The organism is Auritidibacter ignavus (genome assembly GCF_003703835.1).
Taxonomy (GTDB): domain Bacteria; phylum Actinomycetota; class Actinomycetes; order Actinomycetales; family Micrococcaceae; genus Auritidibacter; species Auritidibacter ignavus.
The window spans coordinates 1-12,023 of record NZ_RDQR01000026.1 but is presented as its reverse complement, the minus strand read 5'-3'; the positions used below and the strand labels follow the sequence as shown (position 1 = coordinate 12,023).

At 59.4% G+C, this 12,023-nt stretch carries 14 protein-coding genes; 7 read left to right on the top strand and 7 right to left on the bottom strand.

The features are described 5' to 3' along the window. The first annotated feature begins 89 nt into the window (after positions 1-89). On the top strand, positions 90-806 hold the full coding sequence (locus DYI20_RS10850) for a TVP38/TMEM64 family protein (protein ID WP_233242770.1): 717 nt from the start codon (positions 90-92) through the stop codon (positions 804-806). A gap of 28 nt (positions 807-834) precedes the next feature. On the opposite strand, the gene pstB is transcribed toward DYI20_RS10850, so the two are convergent. The 4 genes from pstB to DYI20_RS10830 form a co-directional block, all read right to left on the bottom strand. Continuing rightward, positions 835-1,614: a phosphate ABC transporter ATP-binding protein PstB gene (gene pstB / locus DYI20_RS10845; RefSeq protein WP_110099974.1), complete on the bottom strand. Its 780-nt coding sequence runs from the start codon at positions 1,612-1,614 to the stop codon at positions 835-837. A 44-nt stretch (positions 1,615-1,658) separates the two neighbouring features. Then, positions 1,659-2,822, bottom strand: coding sequence for a phosphate ABC transporter permease PstA (pstA, locus tag DYI20_RS10840; RefSeq protein ID WP_110099973.1), 1,164 nt, complete (start codon positions 2,820-2,822; stop codon positions 1,659-1,661). Beyond that, entirely contained in the window at positions 2,822-3,823 is a 1,002-nt protein-coding gene (gene pstC / locus DYI20_RS10835; RefSeq protein ID WP_369860306.1) for a phosphate ABC transporter permease subunit PstC, read from the bottom strand. The genes pstA and pstC overlap by 1 nt, the downstream gene beginning before the upstream one ends. 204 nt (positions 3,824-4,027) lie before the next feature. Then, on the bottom strand, positions 4,028-5,140 hold the full coding sequence (locus DYI20_RS10830) for a phosphate ABC transporter substrate-binding protein PstS (protein WP_110099971.1): 1,113 nt from the start codon (positions 5,138-5,140) through the stop codon (positions 4,028-4,030). Positions 5,141-5,415: 275 nt separating this feature from the next. Between DYI20_RS10830 and DYI20_RS10825 the strand changes: the two genes are divergently transcribed. Beyond that, on the top strand, positions 5,416-6,567 hold the full coding sequence (locus tag DYI20_RS10825; RefSeq protein WP_122549498.1) for an FUSC family protein: 1,152 nt from the start codon (positions 5,416-5,418) through the stop codon (positions 6,565-6,567). A 33-nt stretch (positions 6,568-6,600) separates the two neighbouring features. Continuing rightward, a complete protein-coding gene (gene radA, locus DYI20_RS10820) occupies positions 6,601-8,082 on the top strand; it encodes a DNA repair protein RadA (RefSeq protein ID WP_110099969.1) in 1,482 nt (493 codons plus the stop codon). On the opposite strand, the gene DYI20_RS10815 is transcribed toward radA, so the two are convergent. Next, on the bottom strand, positions 8,083-8,736 hold the full coding sequence (locus DYI20_RS10815) for a hypothetical protein (protein WP_122549491.1): 654 nt from the start codon (positions 8,734-8,736) through the stop codon (positions 8,083-8,085). It abuts the gene before it with no gap. Positions 8,737-8,768: 32 nt separating this feature from the next. Between DYI20_RS10815 and DYI20_RS10810 the strand changes: the two genes are divergently transcribed. Then, positions 8,769-9,665 carry an HhH-GPD family protein gene (locus tag DYI20_RS10810; RefSeq protein ID WP_122549490.1) on the top strand — a complete coding sequence of 299 codons (897 nt, stop codon included), beginning with the start codon at positions 8,769-8,771 and terminating at the stop codon, positions 9,663-9,665. A 56-nt stretch (positions 9,666-9,721) separates the two neighbouring features. On the opposite strand, the gene DYI20_RS10805 is transcribed toward DYI20_RS10810, so the two are convergent. Both DYI20_RS10805 and DYI20_RS10800 read right to left on the bottom strand, forming a co-directional pair. Continuing rightward, positions 9,722-9,937 (bottom strand): CsbD family protein, encoded by a 216-nt coding sequence (locus tag DYI20_RS10805; RefSeq protein ID WP_110099966.1) that lies wholly within the window; start codon positions 9,935-9,937, stop codon positions 9,722-9,724. 84 nt (positions 9,938-10,021) lie between these two features. Beyond that, complete coding sequence (locus DYI20_RS10800) at positions 10,022-10,558, bottom strand: amino-acid N-acetyltransferase (protein WP_110099965.1); 537 nt, start codon at positions 10,556-10,558, stop codon at positions 10,022-10,024. Positions 10,559-10,626: 68 nt separating this feature from the next. On the opposite strand from DYI20_RS10800, the gene DYI20_RS10795 reads away from it, so the two are divergent. From DYI20_RS10795 to DYI20_RS12685, 3 genes are read left to right on the top strand one after another with little or no spacing between them, the layout of a single operon-like run. Then, positions 10,627-11,094, top strand: coding sequence for a low molecular weight protein-tyrosine-phosphatase (locus tag DYI20_RS10795; protein WP_243857651.1), 468 nt, complete (start codon positions 10,627-10,629; stop codon positions 11,092-11,094). Further along, the gene (locus tag DYI20_RS12690; protein ID WP_243857653.1) at positions 11,091-11,582 is read left to right on the top strand and encodes a protein kinase family protein; all 492 of its coding nucleotides are present in this window, start codon (positions 11,091-11,093) and stop codon (positions 11,580-11,582) included. The genes DYI20_RS10795 and DYI20_RS12690 overlap by 4 nt, the downstream gene beginning before the upstream one ends. Further along, complete coding sequence (locus DYI20_RS12685; RefSeq protein WP_243857655.1) at positions 11,518-11,850, top strand: fructosamine kinase family protein; 333 nt, start codon at positions 11,518-11,520, stop codon at positions 11,848-11,850. The genes DYI20_RS12690 and DYI20_RS12685 overlap by 65 nt, the downstream gene beginning before the upstream one ends. Positions 11,851-12,023 lie beyond the last annotated feature (173 nt).

Below are 12,023 nucleotides of genomic sequence, written 5' to 3'. Positions count from 1 at the left end.
CGCGCCGTGAGGCGTTCCCGACCCGGCATCCTCCAACTCTTCTGGGTGAATCCACTCGCACTATCCAGAAATTCCGTAGAGTACTCTCTGTGGCATCTGACGACACCTCACAGCAATCCAGCGGTCAATCGGACCGTCCGCCCTGGGAAAGCTGGCTCCAAAACGGCGCCCTGGTCGTTGTCATCCTGGTGATGACCTGGCTGGCCTTCAACGTTCGGCTCCCAGACCTGGAAGAACTCCAAGCCCAGATCTCCTCCTTTGGCTGGGCGGCCATCGTGATCTTTATCGGCGCCTACGCCCTCGTGGCACTGACCCCGATCCCGGTCACCATTATGGCGGTGGCCGGAGGGCTACTCTTCGGCGGAATTCTCGGCAGTATCCTGTCCATCATTGGCGCGATGCTCGGATGTTGGGGCGCCTACTGGATTGCCCGCGGTTTAGGACGCTCCACCGTGCTGAAACTGCTGGGGTCCCGGGCGGAATCGATTCAACGTCATCTCGATGGTGCCGGTTTTGAAGCGGTGTTTACGTTACGCCTGATGCCCGGCTTCCCCTATTGGCCGGTGAACTATGGAGCCGGGGTCTTCGGCATTAGTCAGCGCGTGTTTGTCACGGCCTCCGGGCTCGCGCTGATTCCCGGCCAAGTTTCTTTGGCAGCCATCGGGGGCTTTATTGCCACCCCGGATTTCCTCCACGGCGCTTTGGTGGTCGTGGCGTGGATCGTGGTCATCGTGCTGACCATTGTGGCGTTGCGTCGCTGGAAAAAGGAGCGGGATGCACATCGGCGCCAGGAGGAAACCTCCTGACGCCGATGCTCACTAACCACAGTGCGTTCTAGCCGAAGCGACCAGAGACGTAGTCTTCCGTCTGCTTATTGGACGGGTTGTTGAAGATCACGTTCGTCTCATCGTATTCGATAAGCTTACCGGGCTTGCCGGTGCCCTGGATGTTGAAGAACGCGGTCTTATCAGCCACACGAGCAGCCTGCTGCATGTTGTGGGTCACGATCACCACGGTGAAGTCGCTCTTCAGCTCGTTGATCAGATCCTCCACAGCCAGGGTGGAGATCGGATCCAGAGCTGAACAGGGCTCGTCCATCAGGATCACGTCGGGCTCGACCGCAATGGTACGGGCGATGCACAGACGCTGCTGCTGACCACCGGACAGACCGGAACCGGGGCGGTCAAGACGGTCCTTGACTTCGTTCCACAGGTTCGCACCGGTCAACGAGCGCTCCACGATTTCATCGGAGCGGGACTTGGACAGTCGCGAACCGTTGAGCTTGTAACCGGCCAGCACATTCTCCCGAATCGACATGGTCGGGAACGGGTTCGGGCGCTGGAACACCATACCAACCATGGTACGAACGGTCACCGGGTCAACACCGTTGCCGTAGATGTTGTCGCCATCGAGCAGGATCTCACCCTCAACGCGAGCGCCGGGCAGCACCTCGTGCATCCGGTTGATGGTGCGCAGGAAGGTGGTCTTACCGCAACCGGAAGGGCCGATGAACGCAGTTACCGAGCGGGGTTCAATGTTGATGTTCACGCCCTCCACGGCCAAGAAGTCGCCGTAGTAGACGTTCACATCGATAGCGTCTAGACGCTTTGCCATGTTTGTGGTCCTCTCTTGAAGACTTACGAGTCTAAAGGTCAGTATTACTTGCTGGTCTTCGGGGCGAAGGCCTTGGCAACAATGCGGGCAATGAGGTTCAACAGCATCACGATCACGATCAGCACCAGCGCGCCGGCCCACGCACGAGCGTGCGAGGGGTCGGAGTGGGACGGAGCCGTCGGGTTCATCAGCTGGCGGTAGATGTAGACCGGCAGTGCGGTCATCCAGCCATCGAACAGGTTCCAGTTGACATTTGTCGCGAGGCCTGCGGTCACCAGGATCGGTGCGGTCTCACCGGTCACGCGAGCGATTGCCAGCGTGACACCCGAAGCAATACCCGAGATCGCGGTGGGGATCACCACCTTGACAATGGTGCGCCATTTACGCACACCCAGCGCGTAGGAGGCTTCGCGTAGCTCGTTGGGAACCACACGTAGCATCTCTTCGGTCGAACGGACCACAACCGGGATCATCAGCACCGATAGCGCGATGGCCGCGGTGAAACCGGTCTTGGCCTGTTGCAACGCTGAGGGAGACTGGGAGATAAAGGTCTGAATAAACAGCGTCATACCAGCGAAAGCGAATAGACCAGCAACGATCGAGGGGATACCGGTCATCACGTCTACGAAGAACCGGATCAACGATGCGAACCAGTTGTCGTTGGAGTACTCCACCAGGTAGATCGAAGCCAGCAAACCGATCGGCACCGAAATGATCGTCGAGGCCAGCGTGATCATCAAGGTACCGACCAGACCGTGGAGAATACCACCGGCGATCGAGGCACCCTCTTCGACGGCTGCAATATCGTCGGCCCCGGCAACACCCTTCATGTCATTGGTCAGGATTTCCGGATTGTTGATCAGTGTTGGCAGACCGTTGCCCAGTACTGTAACGATCACGGAGATGAGCGGCACCAGCGCAATGAGGAAGGCCAACCACACCAAGTTGGTCCACAACCCGTCGGTTGCCTTTCGGCGATTCTCCAACGAGTAGGTGGTGAAATACATGGCGATCACGTACACGATCGCTGCGAAAATGATCCACGCGACTACGCTAAAGTTCTCGAAGAGCAACGCAGACAGTGCCGCACCCACAACCAGGGCGGCCGCCGCAACAACCAGCCAGGTCCACGACGGCTTCTGACCCTTCGTCAGTGCGTTTTTCGAGGACTTTCTCTTTCGGGTATCAGGGGATTGTGTAGTACTCATTAGTTAGCTCCCGAGAATTCCTTGTGACGGTTGACGATCCAGCGGGCTGTCATGTTCACGATCAGGGTGATGATGAACAGCATCAAACCGGCGGCGATCAGCTCGTTCTGGCGCATTCCGAAGGCCTCGGGGAAGTTCAGCGCAATCTCCGAGGGGATGGTGGCGTTCTTGCCCGAGGTGACCATCGACCACGAGAACCCACCAGCGGACAGCACCATGGTCACGGCCATGGTTTCACCAAGGGCACGACCCAGCGCCAGCATGACCGAGGAGACGATACCGGCACGGGCGAAGGGAAACACGGTCATCTTGATCATTTCCCAGCGGGTCGCACCGAGAGCCAGTGCGGCTTCTTCGTGCAAGGTCGGGGTTTGCACGAAAATTTCACGACACAGCGAGCAGATGATGGGAAGAATCATCACCGCCAACACAACACCGGAGGTCGCCAGTGTACGACCGGTGGTTGTCACATTGTCATCACCGGCGAACAGCGGGATGAATCCTAGATACTCGTCGAGCCACTGGTAAATGGGAACCAGCAACGGTGCCAAGAAGGTCATGCCCCAGGCACCGTAGACAACCGAGGGAATAGCGGCCAGCAGGTCGATGACGTAACCGACGGTGGTAGCGATACGACGCGGTGCGTAGTGGGAGATGTAGAGCGCAACGCCAACGCCGATCGGGGTGGCGATGAGCAGAGCGAGAGCCGATGCCATCAGGGTACCGGCCATCAACGGCCAGACATATTCCCAGAAGTTATCAGCGCTTTGAATGGAGTCTTGGTCAGAGAAAACTTCAGGCCACAGAGCCGGCAGGGCTTCAATGACCAGGAAGGTTGCCACGAAGGCCAGAACGAGAAGAATGATGATACCGGCGGCAATAGCAAGCCCAAAGAAGACCTTATCCCCGGCGACTGAGCCCGAATTCGTGGCTCGTGGTTCATTCTGCTTCTCTGGGCCCGGTCCATCCTGGTTTTTCTCAGGTGCAGTGGTGGACACGATACCTCTCCTGAATTGTGGTGGTTAGTGATATGTGGTGGCGGAGACGAGAATCACAAGCTTCCGGTGCACACAATGATGCAGTCGTCGGCGGTTGTCGTACCAATGCGCCCTGGTTTCCCAGGCACACATCCGCTGAGACAACCACCAACGACTGCACACTTCAAGATATGTCTCTCAGCGGTACCCGCTCAGAGAGGCAGGAACTTAGCCCTGAACACCGATGCCTTCGATGCGCGACATGGCGTCATCACGGGTGGCGTCGGAGATCGGAGCGGAACCGGCCGAGTCAGCAGCGGTGTTCTGACCATCTTCGGAGACCACGTAGGCAGCGAAGTTCTTAGCCTGGTTAGCAGTGTCTTCGTTGTCGTATTCGTGGCAGAAGATGTGGTAGGAGATCAGCACGATCGGGTACACACCGGACTCTTCGGTCTCGCGGTCCAGTTCGAGTGCGCCTTCAGCATCGGGATCTTCCTCAGCGGTTTCCGCAGCGTTAGCAGCGGCTTCCGGGGAGTACTCCACATACTCGTCACCAACACCGACAGCAACGGTACCCAAGTCACCGACCTGAGAAGCGTCGGCGTAGGTGATAGCACCTTCGGTGCTGGAGGTCAGGTCAACAACACCGGAGGTCTGCTGAGCGGATTCACCGGTGTAGTCCGAAGGCCATGCATCGGAGGGCTCCTGGTCCCAGCTGTCGGAAGCTTCAGCCAGATATTCGGTGAAGTTCTCGGTAGTACCGGAGTCATCGGAACGGTGCACCACAGTGATCGCGGTGTCAGGAAGGTCAACGCCTTCGTTCTGGTCAGCGATCTCCTGGTCGTTCCAGTTGGAGATCTCGCCGGTGAAGACCTTGGCGATGGTGTCAGCGTCCATGTTGATGGTGTCGACGCCCTCCAGGTTGAAGGCCACGGCAACCGGGGAGATGTAGGCCGGAACGTGGAACACCCCAGCGTCACCGCAGATCTCCGTTGCCTGTTCCTGCTCATCAGCATCCATAGCAGCATCGGAGCCAGCGAACGAGTACTGACCGTTCAGGAAACCTTCACGACCGGAGCCGGAGCCCACTGGATCGTAGTTGACGGTCAGGTCAGAATTGGTCTCGTTGATGCCGGTTGACCAAGCGGTCATAGCGGATTCCTGCGAGGAAGCGCCACCACCGATCAGCTCACCCGAGCCGATGGTCAGCAGGTCGCCTTCTTCAGACGAACCGTTGTCAGCGTTCTCATTATCGCCTTCGTTGTCAGCACCGCAAGCGGTCAGAGCGAGGGCGGAAATGGACAGGGCGGCCATTGCACGGCCAAAACGACGAAGCTTCACTTCTATGCCTCTTTCGAGTCGATGACATGTTTCGAGATGATTCGCGTCTATGCGACGCATAGGTCACAAGAGTTAGAGTGCGACCCTCGAACCATCGATCAAGCTACCGCCCGGAAGTTACATGCGAAATCTAACTGAGTGAACAATAGGTAAACTATTCCGGAGATATGGGCTTTCGGATGTGGTCTTAATCTCATAGTCCCTAGTGATAGGCCACCCGACGGGGTGCTGTGGGTGATATCGCCGGGCCACGAAATACCGATACCCTAGAGTCCATGATGTCTGTGTCCCAGCTTCCCGAACGGTTCTCCGAATCTCTGCGGTCGCTGGGGCGTTTTTTACGCCGTCGCGCGGTAGCCGGATTCGCCCGGTCCCGGGCCGCCGTGATGCCGGCAGCCACCTCAGCGATTGCTGCGGTGGCCGCCTATGCGTTCGCGAGCGTGGTTTTGGGTCACACCAACCCATTATTTGCCTCCACTGCCACTTTGATCGCGCTCGGTTTTGGAGGCGATACCCGACTACGCAAAGTCTTGGAGATCGCCATCGGGTGCACCCTGGGCATTTTGATTGGTGATCTGATGCAGATTTTTCTGGGGCAGGGATATCTGCAGGCACTGTTGGTGGTCTTCGTATCGATCATTATTGCCCGCTTTCTGGATAACGGGGTCATTTTCACCACCCAGATGTCCCTGCAAGCGGTGTTGGTGGTGCTCTTACCGCTACCAGAGGGTGGGCCATTTACCCGTAGTCTCGACGCGGTGGTCGGTGGCGTATTTGCCTTGGTCATCACGATGATCATGCCCAAAAATCTCCGCGGAGCCACGGTGAAGGACTTCAATACGCTGTACTCTACGGTCACGGAAATTTTCCAGAATTGTTCCAAGGCCCTGAGGGCCCAGGATTCTCGCGAAGCGTGGATGACGCTGGTGGCCGCCCGCAATACCCAAACCCAGATGAATGCCGTGCACCAATCGTTGCGGGCATCCCAAGAGTTGGCAACCTACTCTCCGACCGCCAAAACCTCCCGTGAACTCTTAGCTGGTACCCAAGACACCGCCGCCAAGACCGACTTGGCTCTGGGCTCGTTGCGACTGGTGACCCGACGACTGATCACCGTCATCGATGAATCCTCGCTCACCAATGAACAGTTCACGGATCTAGCCGACTGGTTTGATGAAGCCGCAGAAGCCGTCGCGATCATGGGGCGTTGCCTCTCCGAACCGGCACTACCCGGCAGGCGTCGCTCCTTAGCAGTCGCCCGTGAGGCCTTTGTCTCCGCCACCCAGCGACTCGTGCCTTCCGACCTAGCCGGCGGAGATCTCCAAGCCGAAGCGCTCGTGATGTTGGCTCGGCCAATGATGGTCGATTTCATTCAAGCCACCGGGGTGCCCGAACGGGAAGCCTCGGAGTTTTTGCCCAAGCTCTAATCTTGTCCCCTCGGGCCCAGTAGGCTTGCGCCTATGAGCTCCAAGACACGTAAGCCAGCGTATCGTTGCACCGAGTGCGGGTGGATGACCGCCAAATGGGTGGGCCGCTGTGGTGAGTGCCAGGCCTGGGGCACCGTGGTGGAATCTGGAGCGGAAACCAGCACCCCGCGCACTCAGGCCAGTACGATCTCTACCACACAACGAGCCCGAAAAATTTCGGATATTGACGCAACGCTGGCCCGTCACCAACCCACTGGCTTGCCTGAATTGGATCGGGTGCTCGGCGGTGGCCTGATTGCCGGTGGTGTGGTGCTCCTGGCCGGTGAACCCGGTATCGGCAAATCTACGCTGGTGCTAACTCTCGGCCACCAGCTCACCCAGATGACCCGGCCGGATGGCCACCCGGCCAGAGTCCTTTATATTACGGGCGAAGAATCCACCGCCCAGGTCAGAATGCGTGCCGATCGAATTTCTGCGGTCTCCGAGACCCTGTATCTCACCGCGGAAACAGATTTGGGCCACGCGCTGGGACAAGTTGAAACGGTCGACCCAGACGTGGTCATTCTCGATTCGGTGCAAACATTGGAATCGGCCGACGTTGACGGCACCGCCGGAGGGGTCAACCAGATCCGTGAGGTCGCATCTGCGATGATTAATATGGCCAAGACCCGCAACATCGCCACCATCCTGATCGGCCATGTCACCAAAGAGGGCTCGATCGCCGGCCCCCGCGTCTTGGAGCATCTCGTGGATGTGGTGTGCACTTTTGAAGGGGACCGGCACTCCCGGTTGCGCATGGTCCGGGCGGTCAAAAACCGGTATGGTTCCACCGACGAAGTCGGGTGCTTCGAGCTCGATGACCACGGGATCACCTCCGTGACCGATCCCTCGGGGTTATTCACCAATTCCTGGCACTCCACCATCGCAGGCACCACCATGAGCGTTAGCCTGGAAGGTCATCGTCCCCTGCTCACCGAGATCCAGGCGCTTCTGGCACAGACGGAAACCTCTTCCGGCCGACGCGCCGTCTCAGGTATGGAGACGTCTCGGATCAACATGTTGCTCGCGGTACTCGAACGCCGGATGGGCATCACCGCTGCCAAACGGGATGTCTATGTCTCCACCGTGGGCGGGATCCGCATTAGCGAACCGGCCTCGGACTTGGCCGTTGCCGCGTCGCTGACCGGCTCGGCGACCGACCGGGCTGTGGAACCCGGGCTCGTGACCTTTGGCGAAGTCGGGCTCACCGGCGAACTCCGCGCCGTGCCCGGGATCCAGCGTCGCATTAACGAAGCGACCCGGTTAGGCTTCAACCGCGCGGTCATCCCAGCCAGCCGAGACACCGTTTTCCAACCCGAACCCGGATTCCTGGTCTACCAGGCCTCCACGCTCCCAGAGGCCCTGGGCATGATTTTCGCGACCCGCGCCGAATTCGAACAGGCCATGCCCGCCTCTCAGCAGGTGACCCCGCAGCAACTCTCTGACAACGGGATGAGCGCCTCACCCACCGGATGATCAGTCATCCTCTGCTGTCAAGGTGAACGTCGCGGGGGAAGACCTCGTCTCACCGAGAGAGACCACCAGCTGATATGTGCCATCGGGCACATCGTCCTCCACCTCAGAGCACCCCGAATCCGCGGCAATCCGCTCCCAGGTAAACGTCGACGACACCGCCTGACCAGCCTGAAGAGTTTCCACCTGGTCATCGGGCTCGACCTGACAGTACGAGGTCGCAAACACCGGTGAGGTCTCGTCATCAGCCACCTCGGACACCACATAATCCTGCTGACTGGACCCCACATTGGTCTGACACGCCGAATCCGAGGTATTGGTGACTCGCAACTCAAAAACCGGATCCTCATCAGCAGCGTAACTGTCCTGATCGGTCACCGCTTCCACGGCCACATCCCCGGAACGACACTCGCGAGCATCCCCCGAGGCACTGGCCGAAGCACTCGCCGACCCGCTCGGTGAACCACTAACCGATGCAGACGCGCTCGGAGGGGGTGGAGCACTTTGTTGCGGCTCATCATCCCCACCAAACACCAGGCTGCCAATCCAGACGCCCAAAGCCACCAGTCCCAGCAAGATGAGCAGCACAATAGTTCCCACCACGATGCGACGACGCCGATACACTTGGGGAGGATGCGGACGGGAGGATTCAGCCATAGCTCCCACTGTAGTGAGGCAAGAAAAAGAAGATGATGAACACCACGGCTCTCCACCACAAGATCACCCGCTGGTTTGATCACCACGGTCGTGATCTGCCCTGGCGGCGACCCGACTGCTCCCCCTGGGGCGTGCTGGTCTCCGAAGTGATGCTCCAACAGACCCCCGTAGTCCGCGTGCTACCGGTCTGGACCGAGTGGATGCACCGGTGGCCCACCCCCGCCGACCTTGCTCAAGCACCCACCGCCGAGGTGCTACGCGCTTGGGGAAATCTCGGCTATCCACGACGGGCGCTACGTTTACAATCCACCGCCACCGCTCTCGTGGAACGTTTCCATGGCACCGTACCGGCCGACCCAGCACAGCTACGTAGCCTGCCCGGCATCGGTGACTACACTGCCGCCGCAGTCTCCAGTTTCGCCTTCGGCATCCCTGAAACCGTGATCGATACCAATATCCGTCGCGTCCATGCCCGACTGGTCAACGGCAAAGGGCTACCCCACACCTCATTGACGGCCACGGAAAAACGGCTCGCACAACAGCTAATGCCCGACGACACCAGCACCGCGAATCAGTGGAATAAAGCGGTGATGGAACTTGGCGCCCTGGTCTGCACCGCTCGTTCGCCCTCCTGCGCAGCCTGTCCGGTCTTGTCCGAATGTGCCTGGATCGCAGCGGGAAAACCCGATCCCGACTACCAGCCCACCGGCCAGGCCTGGCACGGCACCGACCGACAGGTGCGTGGCGCCATTATGGGTCTGTTGCGCGCCCGCGACAGTGTTGACCGCGCCGAGCTACGGTCAGCGGTGACGGCAACCGGCAAGCTGGGAACCCACTGCCCCGATGACAGCCAGTGGGAACGCTGTGTCTCCGGGCTGCTCCACGACGGTCTGATCGTCGCCACCAAACAGCACCTCACACTCCCTTAAATACCTGTGGCCGTCTCCCCGATGAGGAAACGGCCACTAAGTCAGGCATCCGCAGCTTACTTGTCCTTACCGGTGAGCTTGTCCTTGGCCGAGGAGAAGCCGTCGGCCACCTTATCCTTGGCGTTGTCGAAAGTGTCCTTGGCGTTGGCTTTCAGCTGCTCGGCAGTACCCTCGTTCTGGGTCTTGGAGTCGCCAGTGGCCTTACCGATGCCTTCTTTAGCCTGGCCCTTCAGGTCTTCGGCAGCGTTTTCAAACTTATCTGATGCGCTCATGATCTCTCCTTTCGATCGCTTATTTTTTAGTAGAACAAGTTAATTCCACGCTCACAAGCTTTTACCGGGTATTCACCGGCAGTTTTAGCCTTGAGCGTGATCATTTGTGCGGTCCAGGTGCAGAATCATGCGCGTATTGCCTAACGTATTGGGTTTCACCCGCGCCAAATCCAGAAACTCGGCCACGCCCTCATCGGTTGAGCGCAACAATTCGGCAAAGATCTCCGGATCCAACGTGCTCTGATCCGCCATCACCTCGAACCCGTGGGAGGCAAAAAACGTCGTCTCAAAGGTTAAACAGAAGATCCGGTCCACACCCAGTCGGGTGGCGCGCTCAATTAACTGCCCCAGGATCCGTGATCCCACCCCGCGACCGCGAGCCTCCGGGGCCGTGGCCAGAGTCCGGACTTCGGCCAAATCCTCCCACATCACGTGCAAGGCGCCGAAACCTAGCAGGGTGCCGCTCGCATCTTCGGCGACCACGAATTCTTGAATCGCCTCGTAGAAGGCCACCGCCTCTTTATCCAACAGGATTTTTTGGTGTGCCAAGGGAGTCACCATGGCACGAATAGCCGACACATCAGAGGTCCGGGCCGGGCGAATGCGCAGTTCAGCAGTCATCACACCAGTATAAAGATCGCTCTCACCACCCGGCAGACCTCAAGTCTTAGGATGGTGCCATGCACATCATGACCGTTTGCCTCGGAAATATTTGTCGCTCACCGGCCGCCGAAGCCGTATTGAACGACAAGATTGACAAGGCGGGGCTCACTGGCCTCACCGTCTCGTCTGCCGGCACCGCCGGCTATCACATCGGCGAGCCACCACACGTGCTCACCCAGGACGTCGGCACCGAGCGTGGCTACGAGTTTACGACCACCGCAACTCAGCTGAACCCCGAGCTGGTCGCCAGTGCCGATCTCATTCTCACCATGGACGGTATGAACGTCGCCGATATTCACGCCCTGGCCGACACTGACCGCGTGGTTCGGCTCGGCACACTGGCCCGACGCCAGCCCGGAGATATCGATGACCCCTACGGTCAGGGGCGCGATGCCTTCGAGCACATGTATGACGTCATTGAAGATGCCTGCGATCATCTCGTCGCACTGTTAGCCGAGGACCGCATCGACGAGATCTGGGAGGGTGCCGAATGAGCACATCAGACCCCGAGGTCTTCACCAAATCCCGTCCGGATGCCCCGGCAGGTTTCTTCGCCCGTGAAGCTGCCGGACTCACCGCACTCGCCTCCTACGGTGCGCGGGTGCCAGAGGTCCTCGAGCTGACCGATACCTCATTGACCATCACCCGCATTGCCGATGCGACCGTGGCCGGGCCACCGGTGGACGAGCCAGAAAAGCAGTTCGGTCGCGAACTGGCCACCCTGCACCGCACCTCGGCGGCCGACGCCCCGGGATACTTCGGCGGTCTGGACCGTCAGCCCCAAGGATTCTTGGGGGACCAAGCCAGTGGATTTTACCGCCTGCGATACGCTGTACGACTCGTTGATCACCCGCCGGGTGATTCCACTGGCCCAGAAAGCCGTCACCGCGGGGCTACTTCCAGATCGAGCACTCGAATTGGCCACCGGCATCACCGAGGACTGTCTGGGCCCGGCCACCATCCCGGTATTAGTGCACGGTGATCTCTGGGCTGGAAATCGGGTAGTGGATAGCCACGGCTATTCCTGGTTGATCGATCCGTCCGCGCACTGGGGTCACCCGATGGAAGATCTGGCGATGATGGCGCTATTCGGAGGGTTCGGCCCCGAGTGCTGGGAGTCCTACGACTATCTTCCGGTCGATGAGGACCTCATCCCGGTCTTCCAGCTGGTTCCGCTACTGGTTCACACGGTGCTGTTTGGCTCCGGTTATGCGCCCTCGACCCTGCGAGCGCTCGAAGCTAGCCACTAACCCGCTCGTGGCCACCGCCGTGGTCAACGCAGCACCGCATTAAAGCGGCTCTTCACAATCGAGGGTGTAGACGGGGGTCTCGGGGAAGTGGCGCGTCGATAGCTGGATAGAGGTCGAGGCCTTCCGATGATGGAAGTTCCTACACAAGCCATCTGAAAGACCTCGACGTGCCT

Coding starts and splice junctions, on each gene's coding strand:
- DYI20_RS12690 (WP_243857653.1), top strand. CDS start 11,091: ATGAGCACATCAGACCCCGAGGTCTTCACCAAATCCCGTCCGGATGCC.
- DYI20_RS10805 (WP_110099966.1), bottom strand. CDS start 9,937: ATGAGCGCATCAGATAAGTTTGAAAACGCTGCCGAAGACCTGAAGGGC.
- radA (WP_110099969.1), top strand. CDS start 6,601: ATGAGCTCCAAGACACGTAAGCCAGCGTATCGTTGCACCGAGTGCGGG.
- DYI20_RS10815 (WP_122549491.1), bottom strand. CDS start 8,736: ATGGCTGAATCCTCCCGTCCGCATCCTCCCCAAGTGTATCGGCGTCGT.
- pstB (WP_110099974.1), bottom strand. CDS start 1,614: ATGGCAAAGCGTCTAGACGCTATCGATGTGAACGTCTACTACGGCGAC.
- DYI20_RS10795 (WP_243857651.1), top strand. CDS start 10,627: ATGACCGTTTGCCTCGGAAATATTTGTCGCTCACCGGCCGCCGAAGCC.
- pstA (WP_110099973.1), bottom strand. CDS start 2,822: ATGAGTACTACACAATCCCCTGATACCCGAAAGAGAAAGTCCTCGAAA.
- DYI20_RS10800 (WP_110099965.1), bottom strand. CDS start 10,558: ATGACTGCTGAACTGCGCATTCGCCCGGCCCGGACCTCTGATGTGTCG.
- DYI20_RS10825 (WP_122549498.1), top strand. CDS start 5,416: ATGATGTCTGTGTCCCAGCTTCCCGAACGGTTCTCCGAATCTCTGCGG.
- DYI20_RS10810 (WP_122549490.1), top strand. CDS start 8,769: ATGATGAACACCACGGCTCTCCACCACAAGATCACCCGCTGGTTTGAT.